Genomic DNA, 22,959 nt, shown 5'->3' with positions numbered 1-22,959 from the left:
CTATGATAAATCCTGTATTTTCGTAAGCGGTCAGCGGTCAGCGGTCAGTAGTCAGTGGTCAGCTTATTTTATTCAAAAGCTGAGAGCTGAGAGCTGAATGCTGAGAGCTGTTCGCGTAGCGTGCGCGTAGCGCATTAGCTGAATACTTACCTTGATCGGTTTTATTTTCCATCAGGCTATTAAGCAAAATTTCTGTATTTTTTAACGCTGGACTCATAGCCCCTGCCTTTGTAAGCAAAAAGCCCAGCATGCGACCTTCATTGTCTTGATCGCCCTCGAAGCCATAATCATCACGGATATGTTCAGCAAATACACGAGCCAAAATTGGTGGAATTGCATTGCCTATTTGCTGGATTTTCTGAGAGGCATTCCCACAAAATACAAAATCATCTGGAAACGTTTGAATTCGTGCTGCCTCTCTTATCGTTAAAGGTCTGTTTTCGACTGGGTGTATTAACTCTCTGGTGGCAGCGCCAGTGATGGTTAAGCTCGGCTCATTTCCAATCAGTCTTTTAAGTCCCGATGGCGCTCCACCTCGCTTTTCTGTGGGCATGCCATCAGCAACGCGCCTATTTGCTCTCTTCTTAAATGACTTATGCTGTAGTTCCTCTGGCAAATCCTTCATGGTTTGACCTGGCTTTAAGGCAGTAATTCTTTTTAGCTGGATGCCGTTAATAATTGGGTAGTAATGGTCAGATATTTGTGTGGCATTTCCACGAAGAAAAGAATCAAAATAATCTTGAGGAGGCGAGGTTAAAGGTTTTAGTAGGGTGCCCTTATCTTTTGTTGCTGGCGGCAAACTGTTTATTGCGTGAGAAATAGTAATGTCAGAGTTACGGAATAGTTGACCGGAGACTTGAAATTTTGGTGCTGGCATTCTAAAGTCATGCCCCAACCTATTCCCGATGATTAAAACTCGCTTTCGTCTTTGTGGTACACCGTATTCTTGAGAATAAATTTTCTCAATTCTAATCCAATAACCCAGCTCAATGAACGCCTTAGCGGCTTCGTATACATATTTTCCTTTGTTGGAGGTAAGTAGCCCTTCAACATTTTCCATAATAAACCATTTTGGGTTCACAATAGTTAGTGCTTTAACGTATTGTTTAAGCAAATTATTTCTTGGATCATCCCAGAACCTTGAGCCCGCTGTGGAGAAGCCTTGACATGGAGGTCCCCCTATCAATATGTCCAGTTCCCCTGGTTTCATTACTATTTCAGAAAGAACCTTCCCAAAATCTACTTTATCAATATCCTCATTGCTACATAACGACTGGGGAAAATTTGTTCTATATGTTTCAACTGCTGCCGCATCTTTATCATTGGCATAAAGAATTGAATATCCAGCTTGTTTAAACCCAAGAGAACATCCACCTGCACCGCAAAATAGACTAATAGCCGTGTGTTTCATTAATTGAAAAACTTCCAATACATCATGTCAAGCCTATTACAGCGGTTTTAAATTCAGTTGGAGCTGGTGGTGCGTTACGGGACGGACTGTCCTAATACTGGCTAAGGATAAAATCAGGGCTCGCCCGTCTTATCACGCACCCTACACAAGGTACGCAAGCGATCGCTAAATAGCTAAATAAAATCCTGAATCACTGCTGTTACCGCTTCATGATACTCTTCAGAAATACCTAAGGTTCCAGCTAATCGAACGGTTTGCACCTGTTCTAACTCCGCCATCGCTATCATTTCCGCTTTTGACTTAGGTGGTGCATTTTCCGCTAATATCATTAATACGGGCATGGGCACAGAGTCTAAAAGCTGCAAAAATTCCTCCCGATTAGCGACAGGATCGATTGCGCCAGTAACAAACGCAGCAGGGGCATATCTGCCGCCATTTTTGGAAGTGATTTTGTGTTTTTGGGCGATAAATTCGGGAGTTAGTTTGGTTTCATCCACATAGACGTGGCGTTTATACATCAAGCGCAGAAACGAAGGGGTAGTGTTGAGATAGTATAGAGTCTGACCTAACCAAGGCGATCGCACTAGGTTTTTTACTCCCGTTCTTACTCCATCGGGTAAACCCATTACTCTTAACGGTCCTTTCCAAGTGGGAGCCACTAAAATTAGTTTAGAAATACTATCTGGATTATCTTGGGCAAATTTTAAAGCGTATCCTGAAGCATGACCGGCAGCAATTACGATAATTGAGTTATTATTAAAAACAGAGTTAACAAAATCTGCTAATAACTGCTGAAATAATACGGGATTGTAATCCACAGGAGGGCATTGAGACTCGCCAAATCCTAACCAATCTAGCACGGTAACTTGATAGTTGGTAGCGAGTAGATTGGCAATACCTTTCATTTCTGTGCGACTAGAAACTGTACTAAAAGCAGGCAGTAATAGTACAGGGTTTCCTGCGCCAATAGTTTCGTAGACTACTTGATAGTGTTTGTCTTGCCAATCCCAGTTGTAGAAATTTTTGGTACCGCCAATACCAGAGTTAATCTGAGTTGGATTAGTTGCTGTAGTCATGGTGATAGGGGTGTATCTGATATTTGTAAATCTATAACTAAAAGAAGTGTGGGGAGATAGGGATATAGGGAGATGGGGAAGGGACAAGTCAACTTAGTAATTCCCTAAATAGTCAATGAATGGTAAATTCCCACTAACTGCATTATACAAGCGCAGATCTGCCGTGATGAACTTAGCTGTCATTGCCTCTGCTAAGGCTAGATAGAGGGCATCATAAACAGTCCGGTCAAAAGCTGCTCCCAAACTATAGGCTCTTGGTAGAATAGTTTTTGTCTCTACTGTTGGCAGAGAGAGTGCTAGTAGGTGGGCAATGAGACTATTTCCCTCTGGTTCAGTAATCAAACCTACTCTTTGTCTTTTCCAGATAATATTTCCGACTTCTGCTAGCATCAGTTCTGGTGCAATCAAATCTACTCTGGATAACTCCCAATCTTTACGGACAGCCAGAGCCTGTTTGGTTAATGGCTCCACAAAAAACCACTTAGCAACAACGCTACTGTCAATCACCAACAGCATTAGACATCTCCAGGAATTGCAAAGCAATTCTATCACTAGCTTTGAGATGCTTGCGATCATTCACAAATGTGACACCTTTCAACGAAATAATAAGACTTGTCAAGATTTATTGATAAAAATAAACCTAAAACTTCTTAACTAAATATCTAATTTGTTTAACAAAAACTGAGGCTAACAATTACTTAAAATCAAAGCACCTATTCGGAGTCTTACTAAACCGCAAACTGTCAAAATAACTTTTGAATAATTTTGGCTATTTAGGCGAAATTTATCCGAAGCAACTCTAAATATTTTTATAACCCTGATCAGGTGTTCCACAAAAATTCGCTCCCGAGATTTTTTCTTATTATCTTCTTTAATTTCTGGGGGCATTTCTTGATTTATTGGTTTCTTTTTTGGGGTTTTTATTCTCTCTTCTCCAAAGTAAGCTTTATCGCCGTTATACCTTTGAGTATCTGCTAAGTTTTTTGACTGTTCTCGCCATAAAACAATATCACTTTTAGGTCCAGGATGTCCTACTATAACATCAACTATTTCTTGCCCATTTGGAGTCGTAATTATTTGATTTTTAAAAGTGTGTCTTTTCTTTTTGCCGGAGTAATACTTTTTTTGTTCTTCATAAGATGAAGGTCTTTCTCTATCTTGTTCACAGCTATCTACAATTAATTCTAATTCTGTTAAAATTTCCTTGACCCATTTCTCGTCACTTGGATTTTTTTTTACTTGTTCTAGCAAGCTGCTAGGTAAGAGCTCACTCAAAATATTCAGCCAATAATGAAAAACATTGTTAGCTGTAGATTCGCACACATTGAAATGAATTCCTAAGATTTCAAAGGTAGGATTATTATGTAAATAATATAAGGTTAAAATGATTTGTTCCTCTGTAGTTAAAAGGCTTTTTCTTCCACCACCAGCTTTTATTAATCTCCGTTCTGATTTAGCCAGCTCTGACTTTTTTTTATGGTGGTATTCCTGACCTTTTTCAAGGAGTTGTTCGAGTTGTTGATAACTTAATCCTATCAATCTCTTTGTTGACTTTGGATTACGTTTAATATAACTGACAATTGGAATCATTATTAAAAATAAACAGGAGATTTAAATTCTATTATAACATAAAGCAAATCTAAGTTTTTTATTTTTTGGAGATGTCTATTAACGGCTCCGGTCTTGATTAATTTGCTCCACTGAATCAGGCATAATACCAACTCGGGCAAAGATGCTTTCTCTAGTGCGATCAATTCCTTTGAGAACCTCTGCTGACGGTCGCTGGGAGAGTCGCACAGACCGTTCCAATAACACTAAAATCTGTTGATTGACAGAACGGCGTTCTCGGGCAGCCATGTCTTTAATCTGTTGGTAAAGCTCTTCAGGAATATCTCTTAGACTTAAATTGGTCATGGTTTTCACTAATGTTTACACTATCATGATAGCATAGTGATACCAAACCTATGGACAAAACAAAGTACGGATTATCTCAGTCAGGCGGACGCGAAAAGAAGAGGTAGCCATTTATGAAAGCAACAGAATTTGATGCCAAATTCGATCAGGGGGAAGACATTACTGAATTCTTAGACCTTGTCTTGATGCAAAGCGCGAGTGGGGGAAACCCCCAAGACCGCGCTGCATCGCTTCCCATGCTAAACGTCCTGGATATGAGCAGAAACGAGTTAATGTTGATTTCCCAACTTGGATGATTGAAGCATTAGATCGGGAAGCCAAACGATTGGGGGTCACCCGTCAGTCAATTATTAAGGTATGGCTCGCTGAACGACTTGAACAGCTATCGTCTTAAAAACCTTTATATAAAAGAATGCGATGCTCGTTCAGAGCCGCTACGCGAACGCACTAGACGGGATGCGATGAAGCGTTCGCAAAGCGTGGCCTACGGCCTCAGCTTCCGCGCTTATGCGATCGCTTGATCCTCTAGAGTGCGTTATGGGCAGTAAGCTGTTGTGCATTTAATACTGTATTAGTGGCTGAAATCAAATAAAAAAGATAGATTACAGTGTGCTTTTGCCTTTTGCCTTTTGCCTTTTGCCTTGCTAAAACCAATTTTAAATGCGTTTTCGCTTATATCAAATATATCACTTCGGCTTTGTGAGCATCACGCGCCAAAAAACAAAAGCAATTAAGGATGCATAACCTAATACTGTTAGCCACTCCTGCAAAGTTCCCATACCAAATAAAACTGTGTTATCCATAAATACAGAAGTATTGAATATAAAATTTATCGCAACTCTCTTCCGAAGGGAAATAGAGACAAGGGAATTAATTTAAAATGCTGTTGGGCAAAGGGAAGGCCAATAATCGTAATCGCTAAAATTAGCCCTGAAACCAAATGAGCAACGGCAATCTCCCAGCCAAATACGAGCAGCCAGATAATGTTAAAAATCATATTGAGGAGGCTACCAACCTCTGACGTTTCCTCAATTGTTCTGCCAAATGGTGCCAGAGTAGCGATGCCCAGCTTGATAGCCTGTATTCCAAAGGGGATGCCAATAATAGTCAGACAAATCCCTGTCTTGATGCAAAGCGCGAGTGGGGGAAACCCCCAAGACCGCGCTGCATCGCTAATCCACCGATAATGTAACCGGTACCAACCACTAAACCACCAAAGATTAACCAGATAATGTTTCCTAGAAGGCTCATGACTCTCCTTTATTAATCCCTTTGGTACTACTTAATTATACCAGCTAAATTGGGTGAATTACTTTTTCCTAGGGAGTAGGGAGTAGGGAGTAGGGAGTAGGGAGTAGGGAGTAGGGGTAATAAAATTGTAAGCATATGCGCTACTTGAGGTGCTACGCCAACAGCTATCAGCTTAAGCGCTACTTGAGGTGCTACGCGAACAGCTATCAGCTAATGCGCTCTCGCCCATACTAATTGAGGTGTTTATGGGGAAAGTGCCAGCGTCGAAGCCTGTGCCACGCTACTAATCGGTGCTTTTGAATAAAATAAGCTGACCGCTGACTGCTGACTGCTGAATGCTTACATAAAATTGAATGGTTTAATCCTGAAACATCAGAGCAAAAAGCTGACAGCAACAAGTCATCCCTCAAAGTCAGAGGGCTTTTGCTGTTGCTCTTCCAAAAACAGCTCTACAGCCCGATTAAACTCTTCCGGCTCTACTAAAAATGGCCAATGATTGCCAGGAACTTGACGGATAGTTAGATTTTTGAGATAAGTTTTATAGGGTTTTAGCTGCCAATCCGAGCGATTAAGACCTTTTTCTGGTACTATCAATAGGGTAGGAATAGCAATGATTTCCGTTAGTCCTGCTACGCGCATCACGTCTTCAAAAATCTCATTTCTCGCCTGAACCACAAATTTACTGCCCCAACTGCCATCAGGTTTAGGTTCAATGCTGGCTTGAAAGACATTTTGCTGAAAGGGACTCCAACCCCGGTATTGTTTTAATTGTTTAGCTTGTGCTTCCGCTTGCTCATAACTGACAAAGGGGCCCATAGCTTTTACAAAAGGCAACACACGGAAGAGTAGGGGAAACATAACCTTAAACCACATCGGAATTTTGCCCATGAAAAAGGGATCCACCAAAATTAGGCTGCGCAATCGGGATGGATTTTGCTTAGCCCAGATCGGAACTAATTTACCAGTCCAGGAGTGACCGAGGATATCAGCACTAGACCATCCTAGGTGATCCATTAACGCTTCTAAATCGGCGATGTGATCATCAAAGGTATAGCCTTGATCCGGCTTGCTACTTTCCCCATGACCGCGCAGATCTGGAGCAACAATATGATACTTTGGGGCAAGGTAATCCCCGAGGCTAGACCACACTAGGCCATGGTCCGCTAAGCCATGTAAGAGTAACAAGGGAGTTTGGCCTTGGTTCCATTCTAGGTAAGACAGTTGGATGTCTGGTAAGTCTAAGGTTTGACGTATGGGCATGATGGGATGATCGCGCTTAAGTCATAGTATAGGCTTTATTCTTGGCTTCTTGTTCTGCTTTTAATTTCCGTAATCTAACTATGCCTGGAGGAGGGTTTAGTTCTTGAGCTTTTTGTTGCTGATGACTCCATTCCAGCCAGTCAGAAATATATTTTGTGACAACTTCTTTGTTGTTTAAGTAGTAAAGAATTGTGGCATAAACTTGATCCAAGGTAATAGTATAAAAACAGTTAAGAATTTCTTCTGGAGTACGATTACGATAAATGTACTCATACAGCACGTTTTCAATGCCCACTCGCGTTCCTTTGATGCGAATATCATCAGGAGCAATAAAATCAAAATAGTCTTCTATTTTCATCAGTTCAATAATTGATAATTGATAATTTTAAAAGGACTGTTTAACCAGATTACCCTCAAAGCACTGACAGGGTTCGCAATCGATTCAGAGCTGCTGCTAATTCTAAGCGGCGGAATTGGACTAAATCCCCTTCAGGAAAGAAAGTTAGTACATCCAATCCTTTTTCTTCAATATCTTTCATCACCAGATCTAAAATTTCCGATAGGGTCAATCGTTCATCGATATACTTCTCTTTAGCATAAACAAGAGCTTTGGAAATCCCTCTTAACTGACCTACTTCTACAATCTGCTCAACAGCAGATAAATCAATATTTTCTGCACCAAACCCTACTTCATCTACATCTCGGACTTTCAATTTTACGGCTTTGCGTCCACGACTGGGGTCAATCCCATCGGCTAATGGTACCCGTGGGGTAATAGTGCCAAAGTGTTTCCCGCCTTCAGCGGTGCGTTCGGTAAAGTATTTTTCGGCAATTAACTGAGCCTTTTCGGTGACATCCTGGGGTTGGAAGTTTTCCATGGCAATGACGGTATCGGCTACATCAAAGTAATCTCCACTGCCTCCCATGACTAAAATAGTAGAAACACCATACTCGGTATAGAGCTGTTGGACTTTATCAATAAATGGTGTAATCGGTTCTTTATCTTTAGCAATCAGCTCCTGCATACGGCGATCGCGAATCATAAAGTTAGTTGCTGCTGTGTCTTCGTCTACCAACAGTAACTTGGTACCGGCCTCAAGTGCTTCGATAATATTTGCGGCCTGGGAGGTGCTACCACTAGCATTGGTGGTGGAAAATTTTTCAGTAGAGCGACCTTGAGGTAATTGATTAATAAATGGGGAAATATCTACACCAGAAATCCCCCGACCATCTTCAGCCCGAATCTTGACAGCGGTGGGATTGGTGACTACTAATTCCCGTCCATCTCCAGGAATATGATTGTAAACGCCTAATTCAATGGCTTTGAGCACTGTGGATTTGCCATGATAGCCACCTCCTACAATCAAGGTGATCCCTTCTGGGATTCCCATACCGGTAATTAATCCTCGATTGGGACAAGTGAATGCTACTTGAAGTGTCTGGGGAGATTGAAATGCGATCGCATCCTCTTGTAATGGTTTGTCATCCACCCCACTCGACCGTGGCAAAATGGCACCGTTAGGAATAAAAGCAACTAATTCACGGCTTGCCAGCTGTTGACGCAGCCAATCGGCATCTTCCACTGTTTCTACATGATGCTTAATAGCAGCTGGATCGAGGACTTCATACTTGATGGATTGGTCTATAATATCAGGGATATCTTGGCATAGCATTTCTGCGGCCTGACGCCCAGAAATCCGACGACCACGAGCTGGTAATCCTACCACAAACCGGATTTCTACCCCTTCATCACTCACCAAAGCCGAGGTGCGCTCCAGTACTGATTGCCCGACACGGGTAATGGCAATCAAGCCACTATTCCCGGTACCCCGCCGACAGCTCATTTCCCCAGCTACCCAATCAAATGAGCGAGTTAGATAATCCTCTAGGGCGATGGCTCGGCTGTCAGTGCGATACAGCTCACTGGGGAAACCAGCCACTGACTGGGGTAAGTACACGCGCACTTGGCTAGGAGAGGCAAAGGGGTCTCCCTGAACCCTGTCAATGACTAGAGTGAAATCTGGAAACTGATAGCTACCCTTGATATCTCTGTAGGATTTGTAGCTGCGGTCATCGAGTTGTAGGAGTAACGACTCCAATTGATTGCTAGTGGCCATAATTGCAAGCAGAAAATTGCTTGTTAATTGTCAATGGTTACTATACCAAAGGGAACAGGGAACAGGGAACAGGGAGTAGGGAAAAGGGAACAAAAATTCTCACAATTCCTACACCGATTAGTATAGCCAATTGTCAATTAACAAGGGATTGATAACTTTTGAGTGTTGACTACCCTTATGACTATTGAGTGATGACTTAAGCTATCAGCTATCAGCTAATGCGCTACGCGCACGCTAAGCGAACAGCTATTAGCTTATGGGCTACTTCACAGGCTTCTAGCCTGTGCCACCCAGGCTACTTGAGGTGCTTTTGAATAAAACAGCTAACCATTTGTTTAATCTTAGTGAAGTCACAGGCTTCTAGCCTGTGCCACGAAGCTGACCGCTGACCGCTGACCGCTGACCGCTGACCGCTGACCGCTGACCGCTTAAGTTTACTGACTTGACTGCTCTGATAGATTAACTAGACTTAATTCTTGCAGTGATTTTTCCAGAGCAGCGGTTTCCCAATAGAGCTTAATTGCTCCATGAAAGTTAGGATTTACTGTAATATCATCTATAGTATAGACGTTTACAAATCCAAATTGAATTGCTTTGATTACAGCCTTTCTGGGAATCAATTCAACATATTTTTTCAAGTAACCAGCACTTAGATTCAGCGATACATCAATGCGATGATAATTACCGACATTCACAAACCCAAACATCTTAATATCAATTTCAGATTGTTCATGGAAAACGGCTTGTTGTAGGGTTAAAGCACCAGCTTCAATCAGTTCTTCTATTTGACCGGCGTCTGCCAAGTTTTGCCTAAATAATCCCAGCAGCTTCCCTAAGGTAGCCTCATCTTGATCCTTAAGTACTACTTCTAAGTCTATTCCCAGCTTCTCTTCATTCACAGAGTTTTTGATCAATGCGATCGCACCTTCTCTGAACCCCTGGTCTTGTGGTGGCGTATTCTGGTTGAACAGTAAGCTAGGTTGATCACTGCTTTGCTCACTTCTATCATATCTATCAATTAAGCCAAACTTAAGTAATAGTTTGTCAATACCTAAAATTTGCTTTTGGGCAGCTTGCCATAGCACTGTTCTGAGGTTAGTCCGAAATTCCCCGATTGGATTTAATAACCACCAAGCTTTACGAGACAGAGACTTTTTAGAGAGATGATTACCCTTATTCCATTGATTTTTCAGCTCCTGATCGCTAAGGTAACGGGACTGAAACGGTAAGGAAGAGTCAGGAATAGAGATTAGTAGTTTCCCGGCCTCATAGGTTAAGCCAGGGGTAAAAATTTTATCTATTTTAATTTCAATCTCATGGAGTTGGAAGATACTGGTGGGTTGACCGAGGATGCTTATTTGAAAATATTGGAGAAATTCCCCTACTGCCTCCATTTGTTGTAAGGCTAATTTTTTTACTGACTTAAAGGGAATATTTTTACCGATTTTTACAGATATCTTGTAAACCTGTTCCAATGGTATAATGTTGCTAATCGAAATTTTTCGACGTTGCAATGACTCTATTACTTCCAGGTCATGGTGTTTAAAAATATTGGCAGCATTCTCCTGAAAAAAAAATCGATATTCTTCGTTGTTTGCTGTTATAGTGCGGTTAGGAGTCATATCAAATCCTGGTGCCTTAACGACTTGTTAATTGAAATTTGACGATTGAGACTGGTGAATTGAGACTTGTTAATTGAAATTTGACCAACCCCGAAGACTAATACGTATTACAACCGACAATATTTTACCTATTACAAGTGATATTATAATTGATAATTTGATAATTGATAATTTTTGGTTAACGGTTGACAGTTGACGATACTATAGACTCAACTGTGAACAAAAAAGAGTTGCATCAAGACATGGTGATAGTTAAATCGGTATGGGCTTAAAACTGGACACTGAGCATCAACTGGCAATTCAAAACCACGCAGAGAGCACCTATCCTGAAGAGTGCTGCGGTTTACTATTGGGTAAGCACCGGGGTGAGGTGAAAACTCTGGTTGAAGTATTACCCACACCGAACAACTGGGATAGTGAAGCAGCTGATGCCTATGCTACGGTTGAGGGCAAACCTCAGGGAGATTATAGCAGACAGCGCCGATTTAGCATTGCACCTGAGGTGCTACTGCGGGCACAAAAAGACGCACGCGATCGCAATCTGGATATAATCGGGATCTATCACTCTCATCCAGATCACCCAGCGGTACCTTCAGAATTTGATCGTGCGATCGCTTGGCAGCAATACTCGTATATTATTGTTGCCGTTGAGGAAGGTAAAGCGTGTGACTTCAGAAGTTGGAGCCTGGATGAACACCACCAGTTCCAGCCAGAAGAAACTATCATTATCAAAGGTTAACTGCTGAGTCTTACCGCTTCCAACCCAACATGCCATGTTAAATCCCAATCTAGATGAAATCCAATTAAGTAAAGACGAATACGAACGTTACTCCCGACACCTGATTTTGCCAGAAGTTGGGTTAGATGGACAAAAACGCCTCAAAGCTGCCAGTGTCCTATGTATAGGTAGTGGTGGATTAGGTTCACCCCTATTGCTCTATCTTGCTGCTGCTGGAATTGGAAACCTAGGTCTAGTCGATTTCGATGTTGTAGATAGTTCTAACCTCCAACGTCAGGTAATTCACGGGACGTCGTGGGTAGGTAAACCGAAAATTCAGTCGGCCAAAGAGCGGATTCTAGAAATCAACCCTCACTGTCAGGTAGACCTCTACGAAACCCTGCTGAATTCCGAGAATGCCTTGGAAATCATGGCACCCTATGATATTATCGTCGATGGTACCGATAACTTTCCCACCCGTTACCTAGTCAATGATGCGTGTGTACTTCTGAATAAGCCAAATGTCTATGGCTCTATTTTCCGGTTTGAGGGACAGGCGACAGTGTTTAATTACGAAGGTGGTCCCAACTACCGCGACTTGTTCCCTGAGCCCCCACCACCAGGAATGGTACCTTCCTGTGCAGAAGGAGGGGTTTTGGGCATTCTGCCAGGAATTATTGGCGTGATCCAAGCAACGGAAACGGTCAAAATTATTTTAGGCAAGGGCGATACCCTCAGTGGACGTTTGTTGCTATACAACTCTTTAAATATGACTTTCCGGGAATTGAAACTGGGACTCAATCCAGAACGACCGGTCATTGAGAAGTTGATTGACTATCAACAATTCTGTGGCATTCCCCAAGCTAAAGAAGAGGAAGCCAAACGCCAGATGGATATCAAAGAGATGAATGTCCAGGAGCTCAAGGAACTCATGGATAGTGGTGCGGATGATTTTGTTTTAATTGATGTCCGCAATCCCCATGAGTATGAGATTGCTAAGATTTCTGGCTCAGTTCTAGTGCCATTACCGGATATTGAACAGGGTTCTGGTGTAGCAAAAGTTAAGGAGCTGGTTAATGGTCATCGCTTGATTGCCCATTGCAAGAAGGGAGGTCGCTCAGCGAAAGCCTTGGGAATTTTGAAAGAGGCTGGTATTGAAGGGATTAATGTCAAAGGAGGTATTACTGCCTGGAGTCAGGAAATTGATTCATCAGTACCGCAATACTAACTAAATATATAGCAATTATGGTGAACCAGTCAGGGACATTGCTTATCCTTTTAAGGCAAAAGGCAAAAGGCAAAAGGCAAAAGGCAAAAGGCAAAAGGCAATAGTCAAGAAGGTTTTAACCAGGGAACAGAACTATGTCTTAACCTTGTCTTGGACTGCTATAGGAACTGGATCTGGCCACGGTAACGGGAATTCCATTAGTTGTATTTGGTGCGATCGCAGATGAGTTTGCGATCGCTATTTTATTTACTGGTCACCAATGCTGCTAATTCTGTAGATACTGTCTGATCTCAAAGTATAGTTCAGCACTGATCTCAAAGTTGATCCCTGTCTTGATGCAGTCGCTCATGGGGGAAACCCCCAAGACCGCGCTGCATCGCTGCTCCCTACTCCCTGCTCCCTACTCCCTAAAACCCAGGAATTTATACCTTACCCCATTGAAAAGTGCTATGAATGCTCGATGCGAGTACCCAAAACCTTGAGGAATTCTGCTAGCCACCGGGGATGAGCAGGCCAAGCGGGAGCTGTTACTAAATTACCGTCTACTATTGCTTGATCTACTGGAATGTCAGCATAGGTTCCACCAGCACGGGTAACATCGGGACCACAGGCTGGATAAGCGGAACATTTTTTACCTTGGATTACATCTGCTGCTGCCAACAATTGAGCACCATGACAAATTGCTGCGATTGGTTTGTTGGCTTGGGCAAAGTGCTGCACGATTTTGATCACATCTTGATTGAGGCGGATGTATTCTGGTGCTCGCCCCCCTGGAATCACTAGGGCGTCATAATCTTCAGGATTGATGGCATCAAAGGTGGCATTGAGGGTGAAGTTGTGACCAGGCTTCTCCGTGTAGGTCTGGTCTCCTTCAAAGTCATGAACCGCTGTGCGAACAATGTCCCCAGCTTTTTTGTCAGGACAGACAGCATCAACGGTATGTCCTACCATCTGCAACCCTTGGAAGGGAACCATCACTTCGTAGTCTTCTACAAAGTCACCTACGAGCATTAAGATTTGCTTTCCTGCCATGTTATCACTCCTGTGGTTTGAATCGGAATAGCTCTTGAGCAATCCTAATCTATCAAGGTTCTGAGGTTGTTTGCGTAGCGTGGCCTTTTGGCCAAGGTTGTCTGTCAGAATGAAGAATGAAGAATGTAGAATGAAGAATGTAGAATGCAGAATGAAGAATGTAGAATGAAGAATGCAGAATGCAGAATCTATAATTATAAATTATAAATTATAAATTATAAATTATAAATTATAAATTATAAATTATACACTTCCCCATCTCCCCATCTCCCCATCTCCCCATCTCCCCACTCTATCCAAAAATGTCCTGATGGAGTAGCATAGATTCTGTATAGGGGTCTAAAACCTCTGAAGGATAAAATTCAGCCAATCCTATGACGTTAATCAGTAAATTGGGGTTTAAGCCACAAAAGAAAGCTCATTTAATTGCACCAGTAACCATTAAATCCTCTGATATATCGATAGTTATACCCGTCAGGAATAATCAGAAAGGAATTGACTTATTTTTGTCAGAATTTTTCAAAACCCAGAATCTAGAAAGCTATCCCAAAGAAATAATTATCGTTGATAATCAATCAAGCCCAGAGATTACTATCCCTAAACAGTTTCAAGTTGCTCCGCTTTCAATAAGAGTGATAAAATGCTCAAAACTTGGACCGGCATCTGCCAGAAATATGGGAATCAACTCTGCTAAAGGAGATTGGATTTTATTTACCGATAGTGACTGCATTCCTTCAGAATCCTTAATCACAGGCTATCTTAATGCCATGAATGGCTCCATCGGATATGCAGGTAATGTTAAATCCTGGAGCAATGATGTATTGTCAAACTATTATGAAACTCAAGAAATACTTGTCCCCTTAAAAGTTATTGAAGATGGCCAGATGCTCAGACCGGAATATTTAATTACAGCCAATGCCCTAGTGTGGAAAAAAGCCCTTGAAAAAATCGGTGGTTTTAACGAAACTATTAAAATTGCTGCCGGTGAAGATATAGATTTAGGGTTTAGGTTATTAGAAATTGGCAACTTATCCTATAGTTGGCAATCAATTGTCTATCATGATTTCACTCACGGCATTCTCGGATTTATTAAAAGATTTATCAGATATGGAAAAGGCAACAAACTAGTCAGTCAGCTATACTCCATTGACTTAACTCCTAAACCATTTATTCCCAATAAACCCGGTTTTATAAATCAACTCTTGTCAACTTTACAATATGTGTGTCTTATAGTAGGATATATGATTAGTTAAAAGCTAAGCATTCAGCTATCAGCTATCAGCCTCGAAGCCTGTGCCACGAGTCATGGACTTTTCCCCAGACTTTCAATTCTCATTGATCTGGAACTATTAAATTCTCTAGTTATAGGTTTATTTTAAGCTGTTCGCGTAGCGTGAGCTAAAAGCTGACGGCACCTCAAGTAGCGTGAGCTAAAAGCTCACGGCTGACGGCTGAATGCTTACGTTCTAATAGTAATGAGGTACACAGGATTTTTTCCCTATTGCCTATTGCCTATTGCCTATTGCCTATTGCCTATTGCCTATTGCCTATTGCCGATTGCCTATTGCCTATTGCCTATTGCCTATTGCCTATTGCCTATTGCCTATTCCCTGTTCCCTGTTCCCTGTTCCCCATCTCCCCATCTCCCCATCTCCCCATCTCCCCATCTCCCCACATTTCCCACCCTCCCCTAATCTGAAGGCGGCAATTCCCGATCGCTCAAGCTTTTTTTACCTGTTCCCGCATAGTATTTATATTGTTCAATGATAATTTTCGCCAGCTCAGAAAGGGGTATTTCTTTACCATCAACCTGAGCTTTCACATAAATCTTAAGTGCTTCAATATAAGATAGACCAAGAGCCAGGGTTAGTGCTGCTGCCGTTGAGCCTGATATTGCTCCACCAAGCACGGTGCCTGCACCAGGAATCATTTTGAGTAAATTCGCGACAATTACTTTACCCACTGCAGTCATTCCTCCTGTACCCCCAAGAGCAGATATCACCATGCCCAGAAAAGCTCTTTCAACCGTTAATCCAAAAATGCTGGTGATATTAGCAATCATTACCGTTTGCATAGTTACCAAGATTGGCGCATCAGAAAACGGAATTGGTGAGGCACCAACCAATGCTGAACCAGTAACGTAACCCGTAACATATTTAAACGCTTCACCTGCTTTTAGTTCAATATTTCTAATCTGTTCTCTCAGAAATGCTTTGCGCTGGGCTTCCGGCAGTAAATTTGCCGTCACTTCTACTAAACGCTCTAAACCATGGGCTGTCACCGTATAATCATCATCGATAGGTTTTGATTGTGCTAGCACTGGAATAATCTGACTAACCGGTAGATTCTTACCCTCTAGGAAAGCAATAAACTCACTACGTTTTTTCGTTAAGGTTTGAGTCAGCACTAAGATAACGGGTACATCTTTTTGTTGGAGGCTCTTTAGCCATTCTTCCTCAATCGGATCCAATCGAGCTGTTTCATGATTAAGGCAATACCACACCACATGAATATGTTCTTTTGCCTCTAGTTTCCTTTGATCATCAATTAGTTTCGAGATATCTCCCCTTACTCGTTCAATCTGTTGAGCTTTAAGTTCTAGCCCTGGTGTATCGTACACTGTAATCGGGCAACCTGTTTTCGTATAACGACGAATGGTTTGAGTAACAGGATAGCCCACTCCAGTTTCTGCCAGACGAGAGCGAAAAATTGTGTTTACTAAAGTACTTTTTCCTACACCGGTTTTACCAATTACTAAAACATTACATTGCTCAACTTTGCTCTGGGCATCTTCATAGGCTTCGCTCATTTTACCTAACAGTTCATCAAACGAAATGTGCTCTGACATTAGTAGTTTTCTCCTTTAGCAACTACCCAGAAGTATTGAATCTAGCCATAAAATTTTACCAAAATCTTTGATATTTGTTTAAAGTCAGCGAAAAATTTGTTGACTTTGAACAAAAAAACTGCTTTACGATGGGATTTATTCAAAGTTTACAAAAAATTGAGTCAATCATTTTTGTGTCTGTTACCATTTATACAAAAATTAACTTTTTCATAGCTATGAGGTACACATTATTTTTTCACTCTTGCCTCTTGCCTCTTGCCTCTTGCCTCTTGCGTTCCCCTCCTGGGAGGGGTTAGGGGTGGGTTCCTCTTGCCTCTTACCTCTTGCCTCTTACCTCTTACCTCTTACCTCTTACCTGCTCCCTGCTCCCTACAAACCCCTTTGTACCTAACTGAAGTGCAAACCGCGCTCAATGCTTACTAAAAACCCGATCCAAGCGTTCCAGGTAAGATGTATACTCGCTTTTTTGGGATTTCACCTCGGGACACTGTCAGTCTCGATCCAGAACATCGGTTACTTCTGGAAGTTAGTTGGGAAGCCATGGAAAATGACGGGCACATTCCAAAAACCTTACAAGGTGAGTCTACAGGAGTTTTTGTTAGTCTTACTGTAAATGATTATCAAAATAGATTATAAAGAGAATATTACACAAACTGAATTAGATCATATTACTCCCCTATGATGTCACTGGGTTTTCAATCAAGCTAGGAGAGCCAAAGATATTAATTGCTGATATCCAAAATAAAGCAGATCCAGTATTAGCCATGAAAAATTACCTAATCGATATACACAAACCTTTAAATAAAAGGTATTGATAAAGATGTAAGGATTTTGCTACGGCATAATGGAGGTTTGGGTAGCTAAAATCAATACTTGTGTACCACTACCAAAAAACTATGGAATTAATCACAATTGCTGATCTCTAAAATCAACTAAATTAACAACTAAATCCAAGCGATCGCACAGATAATAGTAAATCAAATAACTGGATCAAGGTAGAACTATGAACTTAATTCAATTCTTAAAAGACCTTTCTATAAAAGTGGTTAAATTATGGAGTGATGAAGGAAATTTAAGAACTGGAGGTTCCCAAGAAGTACTGACCACTGATGTTATGGCCGAATTAGAGCAGTATAAATCAGAAATCTTACAGTTAATAAACAAAAATCCAGATATAGCCCAAGTCCATCCCCTCTCTTATGGTCAAAAAGATCTCTGGTTTTTGTGGCAGCTATCACCCCAGAGTCATAATTATAATGTGTCATTTTCGGTTCGGATTTACTCCAAGGTAGATCTAACTATTTGGCAACAAGTTTTTCAAGCTCTAAGGGAAAGGCATCCGCTACTACGGAGTACATTCCCGAACTTGGGCGAACAACCAATCCAACAACTACATCAACATCAAGAGTTAGACTTCTTACAGATAGATGCTTCTAGTTGGAGTGAAGAGGAGTTAAACAAAAAGGTAGTTGAAGCTCACAGACATCCTTTTAACCTAGAAACAGAACCAGTGATGCGAGTTAGGTGGTTCACTTGTTCCGAACAAGACCATATCATGTTACTGACAATACACCACATTGCTTTAGATGGTTGGTCCTGCAACTTAATTGCCAAAGAGCTACCACAACTTTACCAAGCTCAACTAAATGGGCTTGAGGCATCCCTACCACCACTACAGCATTCTTATCAAGATTATGTTAGTTGGCAAAAGGAGTTAGTAGAAGGACAAGAAGGAGAACAACTATGGAACTATTGGCAACAAAGATTGGCCGGGGAATTACCGGTATTGAATTTGCCTACAGACAAACCACGACCCCCTATACAGACTGATAATGGTGGCAGCTATCCCTTCAAATTATCAGAAAAGTTGACTGAACAACTGAAAGAACTAGCTCAAACAGAGGGGGCAACTCTGTATATGACTCTGTTAGCTGCTTTTCAAGTGCTTCTGTATCGTTACACCGGTCAAGAGGATATTTTAGTAGGTTCTCCTACTTCTGGCAGATCTAAAGGGGAGTTTGCTTCTATTGTTGGTTACTTCGTGGACTCAGTAGTGATGAGAGCAGATTTGTCAGGGAATCTCTCTTTTAGAGATTTCCTCTCTCAAGTACGCCAGACAGTCCAGGGAGCACTAGCTCATCAAGATTATCCCTTTGCTTTATTGGTAGAGAAGTTACAGGTAGAACGTGACTCCAGTCGTGCTCCTCTTTTTCAGGCTTGCTTTGTACTACAAAAATTCCAGGAATCTCAAGATGTGCCAAAGTGTTTTTTGAGCAGCAAAAAAACCTTGATGAATTGGGGAGGACTTGAAGTAGAACCTTTTGTCCTCGAACAGTATGAAAGTCAATATGATTTATTCCTGGAAATGCTTGAAGAGGACTCATCTCTGGTTGGGTTGTTAAAATACAATGCTGACTTATTTGATGAGCAAACTATTGCCCGAATGGCTGGTCATTTCCAGAACTTGTTAGAAGGGATAGTGAATGGTCCGCAACAGAGCGTAACAGCACTACCATTAATGACAGAGGTAGAGCGAGAACAGATATTGGTAGAATGGAATAATAGGAAAACAGATTACCCAAATGATAAATGTATCCATCAGTTATTTGAGGAGCAGGTAGAGAAAACACCGGATGCAGTAGCAGTAGTATTTGAAGAGCAAAAGCTGACCTACTCCCAATTAAATACTAAAGCCAATCAACTAGCCCATTACTTGCAAAAATTGGGAGTAGTTCCAGAAACCCTAGTGGGAATATGTGTAGATCGTTCAGTAGAGATGGTAGTAGGTTTATTAGCTATACTCAAAGCCGGAGGAGCTTATGTGCCATTAGACCCGGCCTATCCCCAAGAACGCCTAGAATATATGTTCGCTGACTCCCAAGTGTCAGTGTTACTAACTCAAGAACAAATATTAGCTCAACTCCCTCAACATCAAGCCCAAGTAGTTTTTTTAGATAGAGATTGGGAAAAAATAGCAACTGAAACACCAGAAAAAGTAGAGAGTGAAGTCAGTCCCCAAAATTTAGCTTATGTAATTTATACATCAGGTTCCACAGGTAAACCGAAAGGAGTATTGGTAGAACACAAGGGACTATGTAATCTGGCTACAGTTCAAATGCAAGGGTTTCAAGTCAACTCCAACAGCAGAGTCGTTCAGTTCGCATCATTAAGTTTCGATGCCTCCATCTCGGAAATAGTCATGGCTTTAGGTTCAGGAGCCAGTTTGTACATAGGCAGTCGAGATACTTTAATGCCTGGAACTGGTTTAAGTCAGTGGTTGCAGTCGAACAAAATCACCCATATCACCATACCCCCCTCAGCTCTGGCAGTGATGCCAAAAGAGGAATTACCTGATTTAAAGACCATAGTGGTAGCAGGAGAAGCTTGCCCACCAGAGCTAATATCCTACTGGTCTGTGGGGCGACAATTTGTGAACGCCTACGGACCAACAGAATCAACAGTATGTGCAACCATGGCCGAATGCTCACCAGAGTGTTCTGTACCACCCATAGGTAGGCCGATCAGCAATACTCAAATCTACATCCTAGACAAGAATTTACAACCAGTACCCATAGGAGTATCAGGTGAAATTTATATAGGTAGTGTTGGTTTAGCTCGTGGGTATCTCAACCGAGAGGATTTAACAAATCAGAGATTTATCCCTAACCCCTTTGACAACTCAAAAGTCAACCCCCCCCTTACCCCCCTCCTTAAGGGAAGTCAAAAGTCAAAATTATTATATAAAACGGGTGATTTAGGCCGTTATCTAGGTGATGGGAATATAGAATTTATCGGGCGGATAGACCACCAAGTCAAAGTGCGAGGATACCGGATAGAAACTGGAGAAATAGAAGCAACCTTAACTCAACATCCCAGTGTCAAACAAACAGTAGTAGTAGCCAGGGAAGATAACTCAGTAAGTCAACGTCTTGTAGCATATATAGTACCATTAGTTGAAAGCAATATCACATCAAACCCAGAACTATCAAACACTCAAATCAACAGTTGGCAAAACCTATTTAATCAACAAATTGATGAACAGAAGAGTGAAGTAACCGACCCATTATTCAACATCTCAGGTTGGAGTAGCAGTTACGACAACCAATCCTTACCAGAAAGGCAAATGCGAATTTGGGCAGGAGATATTGTAGCTCAAGTATTAGCACATAAACCGAAAAAAGTATGTGAAATAGGTTGTGGAACCGGGTTGCTACTATTTCAAATCGCCCCCCACACACAAGCCTATTATGGCATCGATATATCTAGTATTTCACTAGAGTATATCCAACAACAAATACTCCAGGAACCAGAGAAATATGCTCAGGTCAATCTAGCACAGAAAAGAGCAGATGAGATAGGTGACATAGCAGCTCAAAACTTCGATGTGGTGATTCTCAACTCGGTAATTCAATATTTTCCGAATGTAGAGTATTTGTTACAAGCAATATCTGAGGCAATTCGGATAGTCAAACCAGGAGGAATAATTCTCCTGGGAGATGTCCGGAGTTTGCCATTAATGAAAGCCTTTCACTCTTCGGTGCAACTGTATCAAGCAACTCCCTCACTGTCACAACAACAACTCTTAGAAAAGATAGACATAAAAATGGAGCAGGAGACCGAGTTGTTAGTCTCACCAGAGTTGTTTGTAGCTATCAAAGAAAAACATCCAGAAATAACTCATGTACAAATCCGTTTACAGAGGGGAACAGAACACAATGAACTGAATAAATATCGCTATAGCGTACTGTTGCATATAGAGGCACAACCAGGAAAAGTAATAACACCGACTGTAGAAAGTGGAGCTTCTCTGAGTGTTCAACAGATAGAAAATTATCTGCGAGACAAAGGGCCAGAATCAATTTGCTTTAGTGGTTTAGTCAATGGCAGAGTAGCTAATGATGTAGAGTTGGTAGAGTGGCTATCACAGCCAGAATCAAAACATAATGTGCAGCAGTTGAGGCAGAAATTAGAGTCAAAGCAAACCAAGAGCATCGACCCAGAGAGGTTATATGAACTAAGTGCATCTTTAGGGTATAACTTAGAGTTGTGTTGGTCTGCCCAGGGAAGTCCGGAATTGATGGATGGGGTATTTGTGCGCAGTGAGTTAGCTAAAGAAGGGATAGTGTTAACACCCCTAACTCAAAAATCGGTGGTAGCAAGTAACTGGAATAATTATGGGAATAATCCGTTGAGTTCCCAGTTCAGAAAGGAACTGATACCGCAGTTGAGAGAGTATCTACAGTCGCGGTTGCCAGAGTATATGGTGCCATCGGGGTTGATGGTGTTGTCGCAACTGCCTCTGACTCCTAACGGTAAGGTAGACCGTAAGGCTTTGCCTGAACTGGATGTGGCCAGTAGATATCAAAACCAAGAATATGTTGCACCACGCGATCGCCAAGAATTACTATTGCTAAAAATATGGGAATATCTTTTAGGTATTCATCAAATTAGTATTAAAGATAATTTCTTTGACCTAGGGGGTCACTCACTTTTGGCAGTTCGCTTGATGAAATATATTGAAAATGAGTTGGGGAAATCTCTACCCCTGTCAACCCTCTTTCAATCTCCTACTATTGAGGAACTAGCTGCTGTTCTCCGTCAAGAGAGTATTTCCTCCTTTTCCCCTCTATTTCCTATTAACCCAAATGGCTCCAAAGTGCCAATATTCTGCATACACCCTGGTGGTGGAACTGCTTTCTGCTACTTTGAGTTAGCTAAACTATTGGGAACGGAGCAACCCTTCTATGGTCTACAAGCATTAGGTATAGAAAAAGGGCAAGAACCACTCACACGGGTAGAAGATATGGCTAGTCTTTACCTTTCTGCTATTCGTGAGGTGCAGCCAAATGGTCCCTATACTCTACTTGGTTGGTCATTTGGTGGAGCAGTAGCATTACAGATGGCTTACGAATTAACGATTCAAGGTGAACAAGTAGCTTTTCTAGGATTACTTGATACCTACGCCCCATCGAAGTTGACTGATGAGCAAAACATAGTAGAAGTAGAAGGGGAAGAAGTTGTCTTTCAATTGTTTGGGGGAACTGTTTCTATACCTACCGAAGAATTCCAGAAACTTGCTCCAGAGGAAAGAACAGTCTTTATTTTGAAGAAAGCTCAACAAGCTAATGTAGTTCCTCCTGATTTTCAGGTTGCTGATATTGAAGGTCTCCTGAAAGTTTTGGAGCTAAATTACAATGCAATGCGTAGCTACTCACCACCCAACTATTCAGGTTCTATGACTTTATTCAAACCTGAAAAAGGTTCATTGGGATTCTCCCAGGAAGTCATTGCTGCTATGGGACCAACTCTAGGTTGGGCAGACGAGTCCATTGGCGAGGTTAAGGTAGAAACTGTTCCTGGTTATCACGAGTATATGGTTTATCCACCAGGCGTAACCACCTTGGCTAAAAAGTTACGAGCTTGTATAGAGAAAGCTTTGAGTAAGGTCAGTTATAGTCAATAATTGAATCAACTCTAATCAA

General features: G+C 41.6%; 18 protein-coding genes and 2 pseudogenes. 8 read left to right on the top strand and 12 right to left on the bottom strand.

Going from position 1 to position 22,959, the window contains the following annotated elements:
* Positions 1-58 precede the first annotated feature (58 nt).
* The 5 genes from BJP37_RS03115 to BJP37_RS03095 all read right to left on the bottom strand — a co-directional run bounded on the left by BJP37_RS03115 (position 59) and on the right by BJP37_RS03095 (position 4,401).
* Positions 59-1,429 (bottom strand): DNA cytosine methyltransferase, encoded by a 1,371-nt coding sequence (locus BJP37_RS03115; RefSeq protein ID WP_229415178.1) that lies wholly within the window; start codon positions 1,427-1,429, stop codon positions 59-61.
* A gap of 155 nt (positions 1,430-1,584) precedes the next feature.
* Positions 1,585-2,487 carry an alpha/beta fold hydrolase gene (locus tag BJP37_RS03110; RefSeq protein WP_075896389.1) on the bottom strand — a complete coding sequence of 301 codons (903 nt, stop codon included), beginning with the start codon at positions 2,485-2,487 and terminating at the stop codon, positions 1,585-1,587.
* A 93-nt stretch (positions 2,488-2,580) separates the two neighbouring features.
* Positions 2,581-3,003 carry a type II toxin-antitoxin system VapC family toxin gene (locus BJP37_RS03105; protein WP_075896387.1) on the bottom strand — a complete coding sequence of 141 codons (423 nt, stop codon included), beginning with the start codon at positions 3,001-3,003 and terminating at the stop codon, positions 2,581-2,583.
* Between the two features lie 171 nt (positions 3,004-3,174).
* Positions 3,175-4,077 (bottom strand): IS5/IS1182 family transposase, encoded by a 903-nt coding sequence (locus tag BJP37_RS03100; RefSeq protein ID WP_075896385.1) that lies wholly within the window; start codon positions 4,075-4,077, stop codon positions 3,175-3,177.
* A gap of 78 nt (positions 4,078-4,155) precedes the next feature.
* Entirely contained in the window at positions 4,156-4,401 is a 246-nt protein-coding gene (locus BJP37_RS03095; RefSeq protein ID WP_075896383.1) for a FitA-like ribbon-helix-helix domain-containing protein, read from the bottom strand.
* Positions 4,402-4,514: 113 nt separating this feature from the next.
* On the opposite strand from BJP37_RS03095, the pseudogene brnA reads away from it, so the two are divergent.
* Both brnA and BJP37_RS38310 read left to right on the top strand, forming a co-directional pair.
* Positions 4,515-4,795, top strand: a pseudogene (gene brnA / locus BJP37_RS03090) (type II toxin-antitoxin system BrnA family antitoxin).
* The gene (locus BJP37_RS38310; RefSeq protein WP_158069381.1) at positions 4,776-4,922 is read left to right on the top strand and encodes a hypothetical protein; all 147 of its coding nucleotides are present in this window, start codon (positions 4,776-4,778) and stop codon (positions 4,920-4,922) included. The pseudogene brnA and the gene BJP37_RS38310 overlap by 20 nt, the downstream one beginning before the upstream one ends.
* A 308-nt stretch (positions 4,923-5,230) precedes the next feature.
* Here the strand turns inward: BJP37_RS38310 and BJP37_RS03085 are convergent.
* From BJP37_RS03085 to BJP37_RS03065, 5 genes and pseudogenes are all read right to left on the bottom strand, one after another.
* Positions 5,231-5,652: pseudogene (locus tag BJP37_RS03085) on the bottom strand (YccF domain-containing protein).
* Positions 5,653-6,051: 399 nt separating this feature from the next.
* Positions 6,052-6,912, bottom strand: a complete 861-nt coding sequence (locus BJP37_RS03080) for an alpha/beta fold hydrolase (protein ID WP_075896381.1) — start codon at positions 6,910-6,912, stop codon at positions 6,052-6,054.
* Positions 6,913-6,928: 16 nt separating this feature from the next.
* Positions 6,929-7,270: a DUF433 domain-containing protein gene (locus BJP37_RS03075; protein WP_075896379.1), complete on the bottom strand. Its 342-nt coding sequence runs from the start codon at positions 7,268-7,270 to the stop codon at positions 6,929-6,931.
* A 55-nt stretch (positions 7,271-7,325) separates the two neighbouring features.
* Positions 7,326-9,029 (bottom strand): ABC-ATPase domain-containing protein, encoded by a 1,704-nt coding sequence (locus BJP37_RS03070; protein ID WP_075896377.1) that lies wholly within the window; start codon positions 9,027-9,029, stop codon positions 7,326-7,328.
* A gap of 434 nt (positions 9,030-9,463) precedes the next feature.
* Entirely contained in the window at positions 9,464-10,651 is a 1,188-nt protein-coding gene (locus BJP37_RS03065) for a hypothetical protein (RefSeq protein WP_075896375.1), read from the bottom strand.
* A gap of 262 nt (positions 10,652-10,913) precedes the next feature.
* Here BJP37_RS03065 and BJP37_RS03060 point away from each other — a divergent pair, with 262 nt between their 5' ends.
* Together BJP37_RS03060 and moeB are read left to right on the top strand one after the other, a co-directional pair.
* On the top strand, positions 10,914-11,390 hold the full coding sequence (locus BJP37_RS03060; protein ID WP_075896373.1) for a M67 family metallopeptidase: 477 nt from the start codon (positions 10,914-10,916) through the stop codon (positions 11,388-11,390).
* Positions 11,391-11,424: 34 nt separating this feature from the next.
* Complete coding sequence (gene moeB, locus BJP37_RS03055; RefSeq protein WP_075896371.1) at positions 11,425-12,597, top strand: molybdopterin-synthase adenylyltransferase MoeB; 1,173 nt, start codon at positions 11,425-11,427, stop codon at positions 12,595-12,597.
* 447 nt (positions 12,598-13,044) lie between these two features.
* On the opposite strand, the gene BJP37_RS03050 is transcribed toward moeB, so the two are convergent.
* Complete coding sequence (locus BJP37_RS03050; protein ID WP_075896369.1) at positions 13,045-13,629, bottom strand: DJ-1/PfpI family protein; 585 nt, start codon at positions 13,627-13,629, stop codon at positions 13,045-13,047.
* A 374-nt stretch (positions 13,630-14,003) separates the two neighbouring features.
* On the opposite strand from BJP37_RS03050, the gene BJP37_RS03045 reads away from it, so the two are divergent.
* Positions 14,004-14,882 carry a glycosyltransferase family 2 protein gene (locus BJP37_RS03045; RefSeq protein ID WP_075896367.1) on the top strand — a complete coding sequence of 293 codons (879 nt, stop codon included), beginning with the start codon at positions 14,004-14,006 and terminating at the stop codon, positions 14,880-14,882.
* Positions 14,883-15,104: 222 nt separating this feature from the next.
* Entirely contained in the window at positions 15,105-15,323 is a 219-nt protein-coding gene (locus BJP37_RS35495) for a hypothetical protein (protein ID WP_075896365.1), read from the top strand.
* On the opposite strand, the gene BJP37_RS03035 is transcribed toward BJP37_RS35495, so the two are convergent.
* Positions 15,320-16,477 (bottom strand): YcjF family protein, encoded by a 1,158-nt coding sequence (locus BJP37_RS03035; protein WP_075896363.1) that lies wholly within the window; start codon positions 16,475-16,477, stop codon positions 15,320-15,322. The two genes, BJP37_RS35495 and BJP37_RS03035, sit on opposite strands and share 4 nt — an antisense overlap.
* Before the next feature lie 450 nt (positions 16,478-16,927).
* Between BJP37_RS03035 and BJP37_RS03030 the strand changes: the two genes are divergently transcribed.
* The gene (locus BJP37_RS03030) at positions 16,928-17,113 is read left to right on the top strand and encodes a beta-ketoacyl synthase N-terminal-like domain-containing protein (protein ID WP_075896361.1); all 186 of its coding nucleotides are present in this window, start codon (positions 16,928-16,930) and stop codon (positions 17,111-17,113) included.
* A 367-nt stretch (positions 17,114-17,480) separates the two neighbouring features.
* Positions 17,481-22,940: a non-ribosomal peptide synthetase gene (locus BJP37_RS03025; protein WP_081431043.1), complete on the top strand. Its 5,460-nt coding sequence runs from the start codon at positions 17,481-17,483 to the stop codon at positions 22,938-22,940.
* Positions 22,941-22,959 lie beyond the last annotated feature (19 nt).

Origin of the sequence: Moorena bouillonii PNG, assembly GCF_001942495.1 — a bacterium.
Lineage (GTDB): Bacteria > Cyanobacteriota > Cyanobacteriia > Cyanobacteriales > Coleofasciculaceae > Moorena > Moorena bouillonii.
The sequence above is the reverse complement of the archived record's forward strand: the minus strand, read 5'-3'. Positions and strand labels throughout refer to the sequence as shown.